Raw genomic sequence first — 18,959 nt, 5'->3', positions numbered from 1 at the left:
ATGGACGGAAAAAGTCTTACACCAGAACAAGAAAAAATAAACTCATTGAGACAGGTGCTACCTGAAATATTTACCGAAGGAAAAATCGATTGGGAAAAATTAAAGATCACGCTTGGAGAAAATATCAATTTCTCTAATGAACGATATGTTTTGAATTGGGCAGGAAAAGGTAATGCTTTTAAAATACTACAGACTCCAACAACCAAAACCTTAATCCCTGCCAAAGAACAAAGTGTAGATTTTGATAAAACTAAAAATATTTTTATTGAAGGTGAGAACTTAGAAGTGCTGAAAGTACTACAAAAAAGTTACTTTGGTATGGTGAAAATGATTTATATTGACCCACCATACAACACTGGAAGTGATTCTTTTATATATCCTGATAAATTCTCTGAAACTAAAGCCGACTATGAAAAGCGTGTGGGTGACAAAGATGAAGAAGGCTATATGACCAAAGATGGTATGTTCAAAAAGAACAGCAAAGAAAATGGTCAATACCACAGTAATTGGCTTAATATGATGATGCCAAGATTATATTTGGCTAAAAACTTATTAAAAAAAGATGGAGTGATTTTTGTTTCTATTGATGATAATGAGGTACATAATTTAAGGCTATTGATGAATGAGATTTTTGGAGAAGAGAATTTTGTAACACAGTTTATTTGGGAAAAAAGAATTACTAGGGAGAACAGAAAGGTTGTTTCAACAAGACACGACTATATAATATGTTATTCCAAAAGTACGATTGATGCAGAAAGAATATTAGGATTATTACCAATGGATGATGAGGCTATTTCAAGGTATAAAAATCCAGATAACGACCCCAGAGGCGACTGGACTTCTGTTCCTGCAATTGCACAAGCTGGACATGGTACAAAATCACAATTCTATACTTTAAAAACTCCATCTGGTCGAGAAGTTGACCCTCCTTCTGGTTCATGTTGGCGATATACTCAGTCCAAGATGAATGAAGCTATTTCTGATAATAGAATATGGTTTGGTAATGATGGCAATGGCGTTCCTCGGATAAAAAAGTTTTTAAATGAAGGACAACAAGGGCTCACACCTGAAACAATTTGGTGGGCGAAAGATGTGGGAACAAATGATACTGCCAAAAGAGAGCTAACTAAATTATTTGATGGAATTGCAGTTTTTGAAACCCCAAAGCCTGCCTCACTTATTAAACGAATACTTCAATTATCCCAAACAAAAGATCAATTGTGCTTAGATTTTTTCAGTGGTACATCTCCACTTTCAGAAGCAATTATGGATTTAAACAAGGAAGATGGAGGCAACAGAAAATATATTTGTGTTCAACTTGCTGAATTATGCGATGAAAAAAGTGAAGCCTTTAAAGTAGGATATAAAACCATAGCAGACATTTCAAAAGAACGTCTTCGTAGAGTAGGGAAGAAAATCCAAACAGAGATTAAAGTTGAAATTGACAAGTTAAATACTCAAATCAAAAAATTGCAAGGTGAATTACCAACAAATGAAAACAAAACAGAAATTGAAAATCTAAAAGCCAAAATAGAACAATCAAAAGCTCAAGATTTAGGATTCAAAGTGTTACAATTAGAAGATAGCAATTTTAAACAATGGCAACAAATTGAAGGTAAAGATACACAAGCTCTTGCCGAGCAAATAAAGCTGTTTATTGACCCCATTTCTGAATCTGCCACCATTGAAAATATGGTGTATGAGCTTTTATTAAAAAGTGGAAAAGACCTCAATAGCTATATTGAAAAGAAGAATAATTTTCACAAAATCAACGACAATGAATTGGTTTTACTATTAGAAAAAGCTACCCAAGAAATTATTGATTCTGTCATTGTAGAAAAACCGATTAAAGTCATAGCCTTAGATAAACTTTTTAAAGGTAATGATCAATTGAAAACCAATACTGTACTTCAAATGAAAGATGCCGGAATTGAGTTTAAAACAATATAACAAAAAGCAAATGGAAAAATTAAATGAAATATTTTCGAAGCTTGGTTTAAGTAAGGAAAACGGTCTTTTCCTTACAAAAGAGAATAAATGGAAAACTGAAACCTCGTTTCCTAATAGGGTGAAAAGATTAATTGAACGCAAAATTGAACCAGATGCTATTTTCGTATTTGATAATAAACCTATGATATTGTTTTTTGAAAACAAGGAAAATAAGTCTGACCTTCACGAAGCTATTTGGAATTTCAATGAATGTCCAATTGCTATTTTTATAGAGAATGGAACTGTCAGTATTTTCAATGGATTCAATTATTTAAAAGAGAATAAATCATTAGAAAAGCTTGGAAGTACTAACAACCTTACGAACTTTACTTACTTTGAATTAGTAACAGGAAGAGTTTGGGAGCAGTATAAAAAAAACTTAGACTATAAAAATCGTGTAGATTATCATTTGCTTCAAAATATCAAAGCTACTCGTGAGATTCTTGTTGAAGGTAATGAAAATAGAGCTAAACTTGTTAATTCCCTCTTAGGGAAAATCATTTTCGTTCGATATTTAATTGATCGAAAAGTTAAAATGAAATTTGATGGTAAATCACGTACTTGGTCTAATATAGAGTTTTGTGAATTATTAGATAATCCTGAAAGAATCCAAGCTTTTTTTGAATACATAGAAGATAAAGACAAGGGATTTAATGGTGATTTATTTCCTTTATCATCAAGTGAGTATATGCAAGTTGATACAAGTGATTATCAAGTATTAAAAAGATTATTACTCGGAGAGAATATTACTAAAAACCAACCGTCACTTTTTGAACTGTATGATTTTTCAATCATACCTATTGAGTTTATTAGTAATGTCTATGAAATGTTTATAGGCAAGGATAATCAAAAAGAAGAAGGAGCATACTATACACCGCTTTTTTTGGTAGATTACATTCTGAAGGAAACTGTAGAAAAACATTTGTCAAGCACTAGTAAGTTAGATGTTAGAATTAATGCCATTTTATCCAATGAATCTAGCAATTATTCTTATTGCAAAGTGCTTGATCCGGCTTGTGGATCTGGAATTTTCCTTGTGGAAACACTTAGAAAAATTATTGAAAAGTATATTGAGGATACTGATATAAAGGTTAAGGATGAAAAATTCAAAACTGCTATAAAAAAATTAGCAAAAGAAAATATCTATGGTATTGATAAGGATTTAAGTGCAGTTCAAGTTGCTGTATTTTCGATTTACCTTACTTTATTAGATTATTTAGAGCCTCCTGCAATAGAAACTTTTAAGTTTCCGCTTCTTTTTAATACAAATTTCTTTGAAGCAGATTTTTTTGATATAAATGCTATATTTAACAGTGAATTAAAAAATATTGAGTTTGATTTTATTTTAGGAAACCCTCCTTGGATGAGAGGTAAAGGAGAAAAACAAAAACCTTTGTATATTGAATATATTGAAAAAAGACAAAAGAAAGAAGTTGGGTTTGATACTCCAAAAATTAAAATAGGTAATAAAGAAATTGCACAAGCATTTTTATTAAGGAGTAGCGATTTTTCAAAATCAATAACTAAATGTGCATTAATCGTTACTAGTAAGGTTCTGTATAATTTACAAAGTAAGTCTTTTAGAGAATACTTTTTACATAACTATTTCATAGAAAGGGTTTTTGAATTAGCCCCAGTTCGACGTGAAGTTTTTGATAAATCTAATGATAAAGCTATTGCTCCAGCTTGTGTCTTGTTTTTTAATTATGCAAATAATAAAGCAACTGATGATAATATCATTGAGCATATTGCATTAAAGCCAAGTAGATTTTTTTCACTCTTCAAAATATTTACAATTAACCGATCAGACTTCAAAAAAGTTCAGCAAAAAAAATTGAAAGAATTTGATTGGCTTTGGAAAGTATTAGTTTATGGTTCGTACCTTGATTTTAATTTAATTAAGAGGTTAAAGACTGATTTTGTAACGTTAAAAGAGAGAATAGAAAACAATAATGACTTGATTATTGGACAAGGTATTATGGTTGGTGGCGGAGATAAAAATGATGCTTCTGAGTTAGTTGGTAAGTCATTTATAGATACAAGAACAGATATTAGACAATATTGGATTAATCCAGATAATACAAAAAAATGGGAATTTGATATTGTTCATAGAATAAGAAATAAAGAGCTTTATAAAAGTCCCATTTTGTTAATATCAGGAGGTGTAAATAATTATTTGAATTCTGTTTCTGCAATTTGTTATCATGATTCGGTCTATAAAAGTTCTTTAACAGGGATTAAAGGGGAAACTGAAAATACAATAAAAATATTAAAGCAAATAGCGGGTATTCTAAATTCGACTTTCTTTTCATATTTTAATCTAATGACATTCAGTTCTTCGGGGATAGAACGAGAAGAATCACATGATGAAGAAAAACTCAACATTCCATTAATAGAAGATGAAAAAATATCACTTGCTGTAGAATCTTTAGAAAAGCTTTTATTAGATCAATACAACAATGAAAAAGTACTAGTGAATCTAGATTTAGAAAAATCAATTAGAAATAAAAAAATTGAGTTAAATAAATGTATTTTTGACTCATTTTCAATAATTAATGAAGAAGTCGATTTACTTGAATATACAAATCAAGTGATCATTCCTATGATAATGAGACATGAAAATTATGAGAAAATGTTTTTTTCTATTAAGGAAAAAGATGAAGCCTTAGAAAGCTATGCTCAATTATTCCTCAATCGTTTTAAATCGAAATTAGAAAAAGAAGACAAAAAATTTGTTGTAGAAATTTGGCATACTAATCAAATAGTAGGTATGTTTTTTAAGCTTGTTCCTTCTACTTCTTTTAAAAAGGATATAGTTTGGATAAATAAACAAGATAATGATTGGGAAATGATATCGCTCCTAACAAAGATTAGTTCTGAAAAAGTTACAGATAAACTCTTTGTACAGAAAGATATAAGAGGATTTGAAAAGGACTATTTCTATATTTTTAAACCGAATGAAAAGCGACTTTGGCACAAAGCTATTGGTCATTTAGATGTAAATGAATTTGCTGATGCCATTCTTAAATCAGGAAAGACAAGGATATGATATTTACAGAACTAAATGCCGCTGGTTATGAACATAATATTACCTTCTATCAAAATGAATTTGAAGATATTTTGAGAGGAATTATTGTATGCTATAATAATATTTGTTCATCTAATATTACATTACCTAATGATGAAAATGAGATTCGAAATGTGATATTGAGAAATTATCTTAAAAACAATTCATTCAAAAAAGCTAATTTTAATTTATCAAATTACCATTTTGACTATGAAACTATTGAGAATAAAGGTAGAGCTGATATTCGTATCTTACCAATAAATCCTTATTTAGACGATCATGCTTATTACATAATTGAATGTAAAAGACTGCGCAATCAAAATTTAAATGGAACAACTGGACTAAATGCAGAATATGTAAAAAATGGAGTTTGTCGATTTGTAACAGACTATTATTCCTCATATTTTAGTACAAATGGAATGATTGGATTTGTTGTCGATGATATGTGTATTGATAAAAATATATACAATTTAAACTCATTATTAATTCAAGATTTAATTAATGATAGAAAAGAAACTGTAAATGCAAAGCTGAGCCAAGAAATGATATCGATTAAACTAAGTAATGAATTTGACTATAGTTATAAATCTAAGCATAAACTCAGTACCCAAAATGAAGTAACCTTGTATCACTTAATGTTTAATTTTTCAACAGAAATTCAATGAAGTTAAGTTTTGAATCCAATTTAGCTTATCAGCGAGAAGCTATAAAATCAATCACAGATTTATTTGAAGGGCAACCCTTAGAAGATTCTATTTTGGAATTTGATCTAAAAGAGAAAGGTGTTTTAAACTTGATAAATGGTATCAGCAATAATCTGATTTTATCAGAAAACCAAATTCTTTCAAATTTACAAGGTATACAGGAAAGTAATGAAATAGAGGTTTCGGATAAGTTAGATGGTATGCACTTTTCTATTGAAATGGAAACAGGAACTGGAAAAACTTATGTTTATTTGCGTACCATTTATGAGCTTAATAAATTGTACAATTTCAAAAAATTTGTCATTGTTGTTCCTTCGATAGCTATTCGTGAGGGCATTTTGAAGAATCTAGAAATTACACATGAACATTTTCAAACACTTTATGATAATGTTCCCGTAAACTTTCAGGTTTATGACAGCACAAAAGTTTCTACTTTAAGAGGATTTACAACTACCAACAACATTGAAATTTTGGTAATCAATATTGATTCTTTTGCCAAAGATGAAAATATCATAAATAAACCTAATGACAAGTTAAACGGACAGAAGCCAGTTGAGTTTATTCAAGCAACAAATCCTATTGTAATTGTGGATGAACCGCAAAATATGGAAACAGAAAAGCGTATTAAAGCCATAGATAACTTAAAAGCTTTGTGTTCACTTCGTTATTCGGCAACTCATAAAAATGAGTACAATAAAACATACAGTTTAAATCCTATAAAAGCCTATGATTTAGGATTAGTCAAACAAATTGAGGTTGATTCTATCGTTGAAGAAAATGCATACAATGATGCTTTTGTTTTTGTGGAATCCATAACTGCTACAAAAACCAAAGTAACAGCAAGAATTACCATAAACAGTAACGAAAAAAATGGTGTACGAAAGAAAACAATTACTGTTAAAGTCGGGGATGATTTATACAAGCTTTCTAATGAAAGAGAAATTTATGCAGATGGTTATATTATTGAAGAAATTGATGCCGTAAACCAATGTATTTCAGTTTCCAATGGAAGTTTGTTATACAAAGGTGATAGTCAAGGTGATTTAACGGATGAAGTAATGAAGTTTCAAATCCGAAAAACGATTGAAGAGCATTTAAAGAAAGAAAAAAGGCTGAACAAATTAGGTATTAAAGTTTTATCATTATTCTTTATTGACAAAGTTGCAAATTACCGTAGTTATGATACTAACGGAAACCCTGTAAAAGGAAAATTTGCAAAATGGTTTGAAGAAATTTATCAAGAATATATCTCAAAACCAGCTTTTAAAGAGTTGGATAAATTCTCCGTTGATGAAACCCATAACGGCTATTTTTCGCAAGACAAAAAAGGGGCTTTTAAAGACACTTCCGGCGAAACAAAAGCAGATGATGACACCTATAGTTTGATAATGAAAGACAAAGAAAAGTTGTTGGGATTAAGCAACTCTTTGCGTTTCATCTTCACTCATTCTGCCCTTCGTGAAGGTTGGGACAATCCAAATGTATTTCAAATTTGTACCTTGAATGAAACTAAATCAGATGTTAAAAAACGTCAGGAGATTGGTAGAGGTTTACGTCTAGCTGTTGACCAAAATGGTAAACGAACATACGATCAAAACATAAACCGTTTGACTATTATAGCTAATGAAGCTTATGATGATTTTGCAAAAGCACTTCAAAATGAAATAGAAGAAGATTGCGGATTATCATTTAAAGGTAGAATCAAAAATAAACAAACAAGAACTGCAATTAAATACCGCAAAGGTTTTGAAGCTGACCCTAAATTCTTAGAAATTTGGGGGAAACTGAAAAAGAAAACTACTTATAGAGTAGATTACAAAACAGACGAATTAATAACCTTGACTGCAAAAGCAATTAAAGATTTGCCTGAAATTAAATCACCTTCTATTCGCTCCACAAAAATTGGAATCACTATGACGACTGAAGGTGTAGGTACAAATTATGTTGGAGAGAAGATAGAATCTTACGGAGGTTATTCTTGGAAAATCCCTGACGTGTTAGGCTATATTCAAAGTAAAACAGAATTAACACGTTCTACAATTGAAGCAATATTAAGTCAATCAGGAAGAATTGAAGATGTTATTATCAACCCTCAACTCTTTTTAGACTTGGCTACGCAAGCTATAAAGAGAACGTTATATGATTTAATGATTGACGGAATCAAATATCAAAAGATAGGTGGCAAAGAGTATGAAATGACTTTGTTTGAAGCCCAAGAGTTGGAAGTATATTTGAATGACTTTTCGTTTAAAGTTTCAGATTCATCCAAAACTATTTATGAAGAATTCGTGCCTTTAGACTCAGGAATAGAAAGCAAATTTGCCAAAGATTGTGAAACGAGTGAGCAAATAAAATTCTATTTTAAATTACCAAATTGGTTTAAAATACCAACCCCCATAGGGAACTACAATCCTGATTGGGCATTGATATTTGAAGACGAGCAAAAAATTTATTTTGTAGCGGAAACAAAAGATACAGGAACAACACAAGTTGACTTGTCAAAACTAAGCGAAGACGAACAAATGAAAATTAAATGCGGAAAAGCGCATTTTGAAGAATTTGAAGATTTAGAGTATAAGGTAGTAAATAAAGTCGGACAATTAATAAATTAATAAATTAATACAATTGTAATAAGTATTAAAAATCTTAAGTTAAGGAGAACCTTAACTTAAGATTTTTTATTTTTTAAGAATAATCGTTTATAGAGTAGATCATTTTAGGTAATTAATTAACAGCAGTTCTACTTTCATTAGAATATAGTTCCTCCCTGTTAAATAAGAAATTTGAACAAATTTTATATCATACATTAAAATCCATATATAAGTATAATTATTTGAATTACAATTAATTATATTTTATTTTATTATAAAATATCACATACTATCACAGAGTTTGATAGGTAGTTTTACAATGTTCGAACACAACAATTGTACAACCTAAAAAACTTTATGACATGTATTTAAATGAATTAAAAGAGAAGCCTGTTTGGCAAATGACTGGACAAGAGCTATTAAACTTATTAAAAGAAATAACTGTAAATGAATCACCTAATTCTTTTACTAATCTATCAAAAGACACTCTTAGTAAACGTTACGTTTATGGAATACGAGGTATAGCCGAATTATTTGGTTGCAGTATATCTACTGCCAACAAAATCAAAAAAGAAGGTAAAATCAAAAACGCAATATTGCAGTATGGTAGAAAGATAATTGTAGATGCTGAACTAGCATTAGAACTCTTTTCAAAGAAGTAAACTTCTTATATAAATGAATTATTAACCACTATGATTTAACGTTAGAATTATCGAGATGTGTCTTTGTCCTTACAAATTGAAAATTTGAATCGGAACAAAGACCACTCGTTTTTCTCCCGAAGGTCGCAAAATTGGTAAGACGATGAAAAGAGAACACAAGATAGAATTTAGAGTTACCCTAACAGAATCTCTGCTTATAAAAAACAAAGCTGATAAAATTGGTTGTAGCGTTTCTGAGTACCTGCGTAGTACTGCACTTGGGTACGCACTTAGCTATAAATTAACACAAGATGAAATTGAGATTTACAAACTCCTAAACAAGTTTGCTGATAACTTTAGAAGAATTGGTAACCTGTTTAAACTTGGTGATACAACAGGTGTAAAAGAAGCTACCATTGAAACTGCAAACTTACTTAGAGATCATCTTCAAAAACTAAAGTAATATGATAGCTAAAGCAAAAACGTGTATTGGAGGAACAGCTCTTTTTAATTATGTGATTAATCCAAACAAAGGCTATGAACTTGTTAGAAACAATCTTTCGGGGGAAACTCCGAAAGATATGTTTCAAACTATGCAGATATTGCAAAATCAAAACTCACGCTGTAAGAACAATACAATCTCCGTTGTTATCTCACCTACTATTGAAGATAGTAAGAAGATGACAGATCAAGATTTAAACAATCTTGTCCATGATTTTTTAATTGGTTTAAAGTTAGACCCTAAACATGCGCAATACATTGCTTTTGTTCATACTGAAAAAGAGCACAAGCACATTCACATATTGGCTAACCGCATTGATGAGAAAGGAAAAGCATTAAAGGATAATTACATCGGATTTCAAGCACAAAGCATCGCTCATGAAATAGCTTTAAAATATGGTTGGATATCTATAAGACAAGAGAACGAAAACAAAAAAGAACAAGTAAAAGCTAATCAAAATCAAGTAGCACAAGAGATTAAAAAAGCACACTACCTTGTTTTAAAGGAGCTCCCTAAAAGTTTACAACAGTATATTGATATGATGAGTATGCATCAAATAGAAGTGAAACCAAGTGTAAACAAACAAGGAAATATTCAAGGGTATCGGTTTATTCACTTACCCACTAACACAAATCTAAAAGCAAGTGAAGTTGACCGTAATCTAAAACTAAATGAACTGTTTGAGAATAACACGCCCAAACGTAGTGATGATTTATTTCACACTGTTCTGTTCAAAGATCAAGACAAACAAATTTCATTTGAGGATTGGAATACAAATACTGTAAGTATGTTTAGTTTTCTAAACTCCTACGGAAATTACTATGAGGACTATGCTCCTGATATCACTAAAAAGAAAAGACGAACGATAAGACGATAATTATGGCAAAGCAACAACCAACACTTACAGAGCTCACTGAGCTACTCTTTCAACAAGTAGTTTACTTGCAAGAAACAATGAAACGAAATATCGCTCAACAAACGGAGCTTTCTAAAAAGATAAAGAATATTGAAGTGAAAGTAAACGTGTCTGAGCTTAGAAAAGTAGAAGAAGAACAAACAGAACGAATTCATTCTTATCTGAATCATTTTTGCGTTAGATTACAAGCTATTAATGAACAGCATTACAAGGTAAATAAGTCTATCAACTCAAAAAAGATTCTATACCTAGTATTACTTAATATCTTCTTTTTCTTGGTTACTTGCTTTTGTATGTATAAAATATGGAAGTAACATTGTTGATTGAAGTATTTCAAATATTAGTTTTTTGTGTAACTTTACCTTTCAATCTTTTTTTATCATTGGCTTTCTTTTGAGCCGTCTTAAACTAAGCTATTAATTATGGAACATAAAATACATCAAGGAAGAAATGTAAAGCGTTTTAGAGAAATGCTTGGAATCAAACAAGAAGTTCTTGCCTTTGATTTGGGTGAAGATTGGAATCAAAAGAAAATCTCTGTTTTAGAACAAAAAGAAGTAATTGATAATTCACTGTTACAACAGATTTCTAAGGTACTTAAGATACCTGTTGAAGCAATTGAAAATTTTGATGAACAGCAGGCGATTAATATTATTTCAAATACGTTTGATAATGGTTCTGTTGCAGTTAATCAAAATCCTATTTTCAATAATAGTCCTATTGATGCAATTGTGAAGCTTCACGAAGAAAAGATTGCTTTGTATGAGCGTATGCTTAAAGAGAAAGAAGAAATGATGAATCGTTTAGAAAAGCTTATTCAAAGTAAATAGATATTAGATTATATCGTATATAATAAAAAAGGTAGAACTACTATGAAGGGTATTCTACCTTTTTCGTTTTAGATAAAGATTTATCGGTAATTAGCTGTATCACGTATTTGTATCAACAGACAAGCTTCTAATAATCTATGATAGACAAGCATTGATACATTGCTGTCGTATTCCTTGTTGGATGCAGTATTAGCCATTGTAGCTAAAACTAAATTGAAAAAAGAGTTAGTTATACTATCTAATGCGAATTGCTCATAGATGCTTTTGAATACTAAGTATGGATTTTTAAACTCTTGTTCATTTATGTATTTCATTTCTTGTAAGTCTTCTTCGGACACATCTAAAGCAGTAAGCTTTTTGGCTTTAAAATCATTGGGGTTTAAAAAGATTCGGTAGCTCGCTTTAAACAAGGATTGTAAAACGGTTAAATCAAAAATAACTTCTGATGCCTTAGCCTTATCATACATTTTATCACTAAGTAGATACCAACAGTAATTGCGAATCTGTTCTTGAAAATAATCTATGTGTGCAAGATCAGTTAACCACGCTAATAGCTCATAAGGACACTCGATATCTTCTTTTGTCCATAAGTGAGATTCTAAAGTAAAATCGTATGTTTTCATAATTATTGTAGTCTTTTATAAATTAACCAACAAGCATCTAGTAGCTTATATAAATAGATTGGAGGAATTTGGTAGTGCACTTCAAAAATTTGTTTTTCCTTTAAAGCATCTTGTACATAATCAGCTGATAGATAATCTAAGTCTTCTACAGTAACCATTGTAAAGATATTCATGAAGGTCATATACGGATTTAAGTATTCTTCTAATGTGAGAGAACCTAAGTAGAAATCATCAATATTATCAGTTTTCTTGATAGTTAGATTCCGTTTTTCAAACTCTTTAGGATTTTTGAAAATAGTATGACATGCTCTAAATACAGAATGGAGAATGAAAAATCTATATACCATATCTCCAGCAGTTCCCTCATACCGTTTTTTTATTTCTAATACATAGTATGAATATTCGTTTAATGAATTCTTGTAGTCTTCTAAGCGATAGACAGAAAACATTTCTTTAATAATTCTATATGGACAGAGAATCCCCTCTCTTGTCCATAAATGTGATTCTAAAGGAATTTGGTTTGCATTCATAATTCAGGTCTTTTAAGGTTTATATAAAAGTACCTTCCCTTGTATTGGTAAACTATTCTATATCAGGGATAAAATATGCATTTAATCAACCTGAGTATAATCTTGGTCACTATTTAATTCAACGATACAAGTCATTAAATCAATAAATATGCGTATCATCCCAAACCAAATAATAACTTCTTTATTATATTGTATAATAGGATTATCGTCAAGTACATTCTCCTTTTCTAACACAGATATATCTTGACTGGAAAACAAGTCAGTTATTGTCTTGTAATTCTCTTTGCCTACTACAAGAATAACAAGATTGTAAATGTGAGCCATAAAATACTCGAAGCCCATTATGTTTATAATCTTTTCTATGGCATATATTCTAAAACTATTTTTCTCCAATACCTCTTTTTCATGTTTTTTATAATCAATTAACTTACCCTCTTTGATTAGTTCAAAAGCACAACATATAAGTAATTGTAAAGCCATTAATGTATTTGCAACTTCAAACTCAAACTTACCTGTATCTTCGAATTCAACTTCTCGTTTAAAAAGTTTTTCAATCCCATATTCTTCAATATATTTTGGGTAGTTATTGTAATGCTCCATTACGATTGGATTATTTAATGCAAGTAAGATATTATCTATCATTTGCAATAAAACCATTTCATCTTCACTTATAATAGTCAGCACATTAACCACTTGCTCTCGATTGATTATAAGTCTTTTAATTTTCTCTTTATTAGTCATAATAATATAATTTTTAGGTTCATAAATTTGATCTCTTTACAGAGGATAAACTATTCGTTTAGGAACTATAATATCCTTTATTCGAATAGATTACCGTAAATCAAGGTAAGAACTTGCAGTAGTTAACCTTAAATACTGTAATTATGAAATCAATCATTAACAACCTTTCAAACTTGAAAATATCAAGCGAACTAAGACACGAACTTGAAGAGTTAATCGAAAAAAAATTAGTAGGGTTTATTTTTTATTCGCAGAAGAACTTGCTCAATCATCCTATTATTACTCTTTGTTTTTATGATGCTGATGAACTAAATAATATACGTAGAAGCAAATGGATCACTAAGGGGATTAATCACTACCAAGTAAATATTTACTGTTTATGTATCAAGGACTTTTATCAATCTGACTCTTTTCAGAATATAATGTATTCAACATTAAATTGCCAAAAAGAAAATCTCGTTTATGGTTCTTTACACGATAGTGAACCATTATTTAGTTTGCACCAATCTAAACAGAAAGAAAATGATTTTGAAAGCTTTGTTTCTAAATGGTTTGCTAAGCATTACAAAAGAAACACTAAGTTTTTAAAGTCTTTAAAAAAGGAGCTGAAAGCTAATCACATAGATGAACAATCTGCTATGCTTGGTATAAAGCAAGTAATACAAGATACTAAAGAAAGAGTTCAACCTATATTATCAGGGAGCATTCAGTGTAGCACTGCTTCTTTTCTAAATTTCGTATTTAACCATTGCTCTACTGTTCAAGATGTTTTTAAACAAGACTTTGACTTTTATACAAGAGATATGGTTTCATTATTTAGAGAAGAGTTAAAACCAAAGAAAATTGCTGAGCAGATAGAATCTAAAAAACAACCATTAGTTGGATATTTATTTATCATAGCTCAGGATTTTTTAGAAGCGATGTACGTAGAAATACCACATAGAATCCTCACTAAATATAAGCTCATGGTAAACAAGCAAAAGCTACTCTCTTTAAATAATCCCAAACAGATAACAGAAATACAAGAGGAACTTGAAGAGCGGACAAGAAAAATACTTTTGAAGTATAAGAAAGTAGAGTCATTTTATCTAATAAAAAGACGAACTAACAATCAGGTACTCTTAAACTCTGATGATTCTACTTCTCATAAGCTACATTTACTATTACTAGCAAGTATTGAGACGTTGCACATTAATGAAGAGGGTAATATAAGACAATACGTTTCTTTTCATACTGAGGATTTAGTTGATGTAACCGTAATCCTGATTAAAAAATCAAATTGGTATTTGCATATACCTGTTTATGATACCTTCTTTAAACAAAATCTCACAAAGGAGAAACTTTGGATTGGAAAGCCATTAATAGCTGAGAATCCAGATTTAGAAACGTTTCCACTAAGTGAACTTAAATTAAAGTTTTGGGCAGAGTGCAAATCAATGCTTAAACCTATTGTGAAAAGACTCAGTTATCAAATAGAAGGCTGTCAGAGCGATGCAGATGTAATTTTCTATAAGTATACCTTACAACAACTTTCAATGGCTATACTCTTTGCTAAAATGGATTATATGCCACAAGTTCACACTACAAGTTATTTATGGCGTTTAATTCAATGGTATGCTCCTGAATTAGGTCTTGTAATTGACTGTAATAAGGAGATAAAAGAAATGTTATTTGAGAATTATACATGTCTTAGAAATTATCCTAATATCAAATATCCTACGGTTAAATACACAGAAGAACAGTGGAACAGAGTTTATTATTTCATTAGTAAGCTTTATGAATTTGCTAAAGAGTGTTATCAGACTAAAGATTAAGACACATTTAATATAGTTTTATTTTTATTAAAAATTGCACAAAGTTAGGTAATGCCTTGCGGTTCGCTAACAAGAAATTCCCCCATAAATGCTTGACTAAAGTCTTCGCTTTATTGCGTTGCTTCTTGCGCTCGCTAAGCCATTACCAATTGTGGCTCCATAATTAATTTAAAAAATTTAATATTATGGAAACTACAGTTTTAAACACAGAATGGCTCATCGCTTCGGAAGTAGAATTGATTTACAAATCAAAAGTAAAGGCTTCACAGAGACCTCAGATTACATCTTCTTACAGTGCCTATCAAATAGCATTAAAAGCTTGGGATAATAACAAGATTGAATTATTAGAACAGTTTAAAGTACTTATGCTTTCAAACAACAATAAAGTACTTGGAGTATTAGAAGTTTCCTCAGGAGGAATAACAGGTACAATAGTAGATTTAAGAATCATTTTCTCCGCTCTTTTAAAAGCGCATGCGACAGCATTTTTGATTATACACAATCATCCGTCAGGAAAATTAGCTCCAAGTGATGCTGATAGACAAATTACAAGAAAGATTAAAGAAGCAAGTAAGATACTTGATATTACTCTTTTAGATCATTTAATTATAACAGCAGAGAGTTACTACTCTTTTGCAGATGAAGGCACCCTATAAGGTGCCTTTGTTTTTTAAGATGTAAAACTGTAAATGTGCTGTTACAGTTTTACAATTTTTTAAAGTACTTATATAAATATGAATCTACAACTTGATATAATATATGTCTAGGTATAGATGTATCCAAATAAATATCAAAGTAACAATAAACGTTTCTGAACTCCGAAAGATAGAAAAAGAACAACGACAACGATTCCAAAATGACTTTGAAGAGTTTCATCGAGAGATAACAAAAAATAATGAGGAGCTTTTAAAGGTTCATAAGGCAGTTAGTACTAAAAGGTTGTTGTACTTGATAGTGCTGAACACTTTTCTACTTTTAACAACAGGGTTTTCTATGTATATAGCTGTTAAGAATACTATTGATAAATCGAAATATGAGCAATTAATGAATAAAAAATTAGTTGCTAAATTAAATTGAGTTAGTAAATCAGTTTTTAATGAAAATCCAAAATTTGCTAGATTTTTTATAGATTAAAAAAACGAAAGCAAATCAAAGCTATTACGATAAATTTTTATAGTAATAGCTTTGATAATTAAATTACTCTTCAAACTCTCGTTTCGGTATACAACTATCTGTGATTTTAATTATTTGATGCAACCCTGGTTTACTTCCTCCAAATTCGTGTTTTGCTAACCCTAATTTTATTAAATATTTTATATCTTGTAGTTCTTCTTTTGAAGCAAAATCATATCTATACTTCGTTCTTAAGGAATTAACAGTATCAAATAAATAATAAGAATTTTTATGTATAGATGTAATATATTTTTCTATATGAGATTTCCATCCATTTGGTCTTTTAAATATTAACAATAAAGCTTGTTGATGCTTTAACAATTCGTTAGACTCTTTATTAAATGAATCATACAACAAAGGGGCTATTTTCGGAGAATACAACTCATCTTGAAAATAACCGACTACATTAGTTGGTAATACTTGTAAAATCGAAGTCAATTTTTCTTCAAATGTATTTCCAAAGTCTCCTGAGAGCTGAAACCCTGCTCCTTCAAATGAAGCATGTCCATTTGTTGCCATTATAGGAGAAATTGCAAACAACACTTTCGCAAGTTGATTCCAAGAACCATAAATTTCATCTATCAAATCTTTCTTTAATTGAGAATCGGCATAATCACTATTTCTCAAAGCCGTTGAAGCAGCTCTAATTTGTTGAATAAGATTATGTAAAGAATATTCTTCGAAAAATTTTTGAATAGATTGGTTATATGGTCTTATTTGATTGTATTCTTTGTCTATATATTGGTCTTTAATTGTATCTGGAAGCTTAGATGTTAAAACATTTTCTCCAATTTCTTCTTGAAGTTTTTCTATTTCATTTTCTTTAGGTTTCCACTTTGCATTATTTAAAGGATTTATCTCTCCCTTTATCCCCAGTTTTTCTTCAACTTGAGTCTTAGTTTCTCTGATGTCTCTTAATAGTATTTCTAAAGCATCATCTCTATTTCTATCGATACCTGTATAAAATTCAATAATTTCAGGAAATGCTGAGTATTTCTTTGATTCAAATATATAGTCCCTAAATGATTTATCAACATGCATCCTTTTCGCACCAAAATAATAAATCCAAAAAGATGACTTGAATCTATATTTATCAAAGAAAGGAACAATTATATTGTTATTAGTTAAGATTTCAAATACAACCTCAATATCTAATTCAATTAATTTTTCCTCACAGAATACTTTTAAATTACTTATAAAGTCATCTTTTCTGAAATTATATTGTTGTTTTTTTAGCATAATTTCACAGTATTTACCTAAAACATATTCTGTGTCTTTTAAATCAGGTTTAGTTTTATATTTTGGTATTTCTCCTAAATCAAATAGTACGAATAATATCATTTCAATTACCCTCGTTCTATTAATCGGACTATCATCAAAATATTTTTCTGAAACTTTTAAAAGTGTTATTACGTTGTAGGGGGTTCTGTGTAAATTCAGACATTCTAAATCAGTTGTGACTTTATTTAAAAGTTTATCATTATCTGTGATTTTTTTTTCACTATTATATTGACAAACAAGTTTTCTTATTTGTGTGCGTGGAAGTGCAATTAAATGCAATTGTTCAAATACTTTGTCAATATCTAAATTCTCATCATCACTTAACTCGTCATCTTCTTGAACCAAATATAAACTTTCATCTGCAGTATTAAGTACTATAAATTTGTAGTCAGGATGAACTTCAATAAGTCTTTTTAATTTTTTAAAAGAAACTCTATCTTTCGAATTAAAGGAGTCAAAAATAACACACTTTACATCTTCAATATTTTGTTCAAGTGAACTAACTTCATTCTTCACAGCATTGGGAATATGATGAGGCTTACAAGATGAATTATCAATATAAATCCAAAGTTCATCGTTATCCCAAGCTTCTAAAACCAAATGATGTGCTAATGTAGTTAGTCCAAATTGTGAAGGAGCATTAATAATATAAGATTTTTCAGATAACAATATTTCTTCTATTAAAACTCTTTGACTAAAATTTTCATCAGGATTCTGAGAGATAGCATTACTTCTACTTAATACTGGTTCTATCCAAACTTGAGGTTGATCATCAAAACCTCTTAAAGAATCATTAAAACGTTTTTTAAAGACTTTTTTTAAGGCTTCTTTATTAATTATTTGTTCTGCATTAAAAGACTCATTACTTTTTTTTTTATACTGTTCTGAGAAAAACTTAGAGAGATTTTTTCTTAATTTTTCTTCAAAATCTGAAACCCCATTATATATTCCATAAATACCTATTGGTTGTATTTTTTTCTTAAATTCAGCTATTTTACCTAATTCAGTTAGATTTAAATCTGACATAGATATGGGAGGTTCATCATTGAAATAAAATATAACTTCTATATCTTGCTTTATTTGATATCGATTAAATGCAGCGTTAAATTCTTCTTCTGTTCCCGAACCAGCTCTTGGTGTTGGTGAACCAAATTTTTTATTCATAATACCTATGAATATTTCAAAGTCATCACCAATTTGATTAAATATTTCAGTTTGACCATCAGTATCTTTAATTGTTGGTCTTACATCTTTTTCCCATTTCAAAGATTCAATCCTAAAATTGAAGATATTACCGAGACCTGCATTAATCTCTTCAAAAATTTTGTCACAAATTTCTCTTTCTGAATTAGTATCACTTGGTGAAGCAATAAATGCTTTATAAATTTTTACATCCATTTTTTTTTAAATATTCATAGTCATATATCTGTTTTTCATAAAGCATGTAAGTTTCATACAAAAAACATCTATATAAATTTCTTTAGTTAATATTTAGCTAAAATACTTAAATAAAAGATATAAAAAAACCCAACTTTACATTTTTGGGTGTAAAATTGG

At 29.7% G+C, this 18,959-nt stretch carries 15 protein-coding genes; 11 read left to right on the top strand and 4 right to left on the bottom strand.

Annotated features, from left to right (window positions below):
* The 9 genes from MODO_RS05630 (at position 1) to MODO_RS05590 (ending at position 11,240) form a co-directional block, all read left to right on the top strand.
* Positions 1-1,950, top strand: a complete 1,950-nt coding sequence (locus MODO_RS05630) for a site-specific DNA-methyltransferase (protein ID WP_059050912.1) — start codon at positions 1-3, stop codon at positions 1,948-1,950.
* A gap of 10 nt (positions 1,951-1,960) precedes the next feature.
* Complete coding sequence (locus tag MODO_RS05625; protein ID WP_069190338.1) at positions 1,961-5,038, top strand: Eco57I restriction-modification methylase domain-containing protein; 3,078 nt, start codon at positions 1,961-1,963, stop codon at positions 5,036-5,038.
* On the top strand, positions 5,035-5,721 hold the full coding sequence (locus MODO_RS05620; protein ID WP_059050908.1) for a hypothetical protein: 687 nt from the start codon (positions 5,035-5,037) through the stop codon (positions 5,719-5,721). The genes MODO_RS05625 and MODO_RS05620 overlap by 4 nt, the downstream gene beginning before the upstream one ends.
* The gene (locus tag MODO_RS05615) at positions 5,718-8,372 is read left to right on the top strand and encodes a restriction endonuclease (protein WP_059050906.1); all 2,655 of its coding nucleotides are present in this window, start codon (positions 5,718-5,720) and stop codon (positions 8,370-8,372) included. Before MODO_RS05620 ends, MODO_RS05615 begins: the two co-directional genes overlap by 4 nt.
* A gap of 341 nt (positions 8,373-8,713) precedes the next feature.
* Positions 8,714-9,013: a DUF3853 family protein gene (locus MODO_RS05610; RefSeq protein WP_059050903.1), complete on the top strand. Its 300-nt coding sequence runs from the start codon at positions 8,714-8,716 to the stop codon at positions 9,011-9,013.
* Between the two features lie 142 nt (positions 9,014-9,155).
* Positions 9,156-9,455, top strand: a complete 300-nt coding sequence (locus tag MODO_RS05605; RefSeq protein WP_059050901.1) for a plasmid mobilization protein — start codon at positions 9,156-9,158, stop codon at positions 9,453-9,455.
* 1 nt (position 9,456) lies between these two features.
* Entirely contained in the window at positions 9,457-10,371 is a 915-nt protein-coding gene (locus tag MODO_RS05600; protein ID WP_059050899.1) for a relaxase/mobilization nuclease domain-containing protein, read from the top strand.
* Between the two features lie 2 nt (positions 10,372-10,373).
* On the top strand, positions 10,374-10,724 hold the full coding sequence (locus MODO_RS05595; RefSeq protein WP_059050897.1) for a hypothetical protein: 351 nt from the start codon (positions 10,374-10,376) through the stop codon (positions 10,722-10,724).
* A gap of 108 nt (positions 10,725-10,832) precedes the next feature.
* The gene (locus tag MODO_RS05590; RefSeq protein WP_059050895.1) at positions 10,833-11,240 is read left to right on the top strand and encodes a helix-turn-helix domain-containing protein; all 408 of its coding nucleotides are present in this window, start codon (positions 10,833-10,835) and stop codon (positions 11,238-11,240) included.
* An 80-nt stretch (positions 11,241-11,320) separates the two neighbouring features.
* Here MODO_RS05590 and MODO_RS05585 read toward each other — a convergent pair whose 3' ends face one another.
* The 3 genes from MODO_RS05585 to MODO_RS05575 all read right to left on the bottom strand — a co-directional run bounded on the left by MODO_RS05585 (position 11,321) and on the right by MODO_RS05575 (position 13,134).
* Complete coding sequence (locus tag MODO_RS05585; protein ID WP_059050894.1) at positions 11,321-11,863, bottom strand: hypothetical protein; 543 nt, start codon at positions 11,861-11,863, stop codon at positions 11,321-11,323.
* A 2-nt stretch (positions 11,864-11,865) separates the two neighbouring features.
* On the bottom strand, positions 11,866-12,393 hold the full coding sequence (locus MODO_RS05580) for a hypothetical protein (protein WP_059050891.1): 528 nt from the start codon (positions 12,391-12,393) through the stop codon (positions 11,866-11,868).
* A gap of 81 nt (positions 12,394-12,474) precedes the next feature.
* Positions 12,475-13,134 carry a hypothetical protein gene (locus MODO_RS05575; protein WP_059050889.1) on the bottom strand — a complete coding sequence of 220 codons (660 nt, stop codon included), beginning with the start codon at positions 13,132-13,134 and terminating at the stop codon, positions 12,475-12,477.
* A gap of 143 nt (positions 13,135-13,277) precedes the next feature.
* Here MODO_RS05575 and MODO_RS05570 point away from each other — a divergent pair, with 143 nt between their 5' ends.
* Entirely contained in the window at positions 13,278-14,948 is a 1,671-nt protein-coding gene (locus MODO_RS05570) for a hypothetical protein (protein WP_059050887.1), read from the top strand.
* A gap of 185 nt (positions 14,949-15,133) precedes the next feature.
* Positions 15,134-15,604 carry a JAB domain-containing protein gene (locus MODO_RS05565; protein WP_059050884.1) on the top strand — a complete coding sequence of 157 codons (471 nt, stop codon included), beginning with the start codon at positions 15,134-15,136 and terminating at the stop codon, positions 15,602-15,604.
* 541 nt (positions 15,605-16,145) lie between these two features.
* Here MODO_RS05565 and MODO_RS05555 read toward each other — a convergent pair.
* Positions 16,146-18,800: a DUF4062 domain-containing protein gene (locus MODO_RS05555; protein WP_059050880.1), complete on the bottom strand. Its 2,655-nt coding sequence runs from the start codon at positions 18,798-18,800 to the stop codon at positions 16,146-16,148.
* Positions 18,801-18,959 lie beyond the last annotated feature (159 nt).

The sequence above is a fragment of the Myroides odoratimimus genome (assembly GCF_001485415.1).
Classification (GTDB): Bacteria; Bacteroidota; Bacteroidia; order Flavobacteriales; family Flavobacteriaceae; genus Flavobacterium; species Flavobacterium odoratimimum.
Note: the sequence above shows the minus strand (reverse complement) of the source record. Positions and strands in the feature narration are given on the sequence as shown.

Bases quoted from the DNA above. Each gene is read 5' to 3' on its own strand.
- MODO_RS05600 (WP_059050899.1), top strand. From the start codon at position 9,457: ATGATAGCTAAAGCAAAAACGTGTATTGGAGGAACAGCTCTTTTTAAT.
- MODO_RS05585 (WP_059050894.1), bottom strand. From the start codon at position 11,863: ATGAAAACATACGATTTTACTTTAGAATCTCACTTATGGACAAAAGAA.
- MODO_RS05595 (WP_059050897.1), top strand. From the start codon at position 10,374: ATGGCAAAGCAACAACCAACACTTACAGAGCTCACTGAGCTACTCTTT.
- MODO_RS05625 (WP_069190338.1), top strand. From the start codon at position 1,961: ATGGAAAAATTAAATGAAATATTTTCGAAGCTTGGTTTAAGTAAGGAA.
- MODO_RS05575 (WP_059050889.1), bottom strand. From the start codon at position 13,134: ATGACTAATAAAGAGAAAATTAAAAGACTTATAATCAATCGAGAGCAA.
- MODO_RS05590 (WP_059050895.1), top strand. From the start codon at position 10,833: ATGGAACATAAAATACATCAAGGAAGAAATGTAAAGCGTTTTAGAGAA.
- MODO_RS05580 (WP_059050891.1), bottom strand. From the start codon at position 12,393: ATGAATGCAAACCAAATTCCTTTAGAATCACATTTATGGACAAGAGAG.
- MODO_RS05620 (WP_059050908.1), top strand. From the start codon at position 5,035: ATGATATTTACAGAACTAAATGCCGCTGGTTATGAACATAATATTACC.
- MODO_RS05610 (WP_059050903.1), top strand. From the start codon at position 8,714: ATGTATTTAAATGAATTAAAAGAGAAGCCTGTTTGGCAAATGACTGGA.
- MODO_RS05555 (WP_059050880.1), bottom strand. From the start codon at position 18,800: ATGGATGTAAAAATTTATAAAGCATTTATTGCTTCACCAAGTGATACT.
- MODO_RS05570 (WP_059050887.1), top strand. From the start codon at position 13,278: ATGAAATCAATCATTAACAACCTTTCAAACTTGAAAATATCAAGCGAA.
- MODO_RS05630 (WP_059050912.1), top strand. From the start codon at position 1: ATGGACGGAAAAAGTCTTACACCAGAACAAGAAAAAATAAACTCATTG.
- MODO_RS05565 (WP_059050884.1), top strand. From the start codon at position 15,134: ATGGAAACTACAGTTTTAAACACAGAATGGCTCATCGCTTCGGAAGTA.
- MODO_RS05615 (WP_059050906.1), top strand. From the start codon at position 5,718: ATGAAGTTAAGTTTTGAATCCAATTTAGCTTATCAGCGAGAAGCTATA.
- MODO_RS05605 (WP_059050901.1), top strand. From the start codon at position 9,156: ATGAAAAGAGAACACAAGATAGAATTTAGAGTTACCCTAACAGAATCT.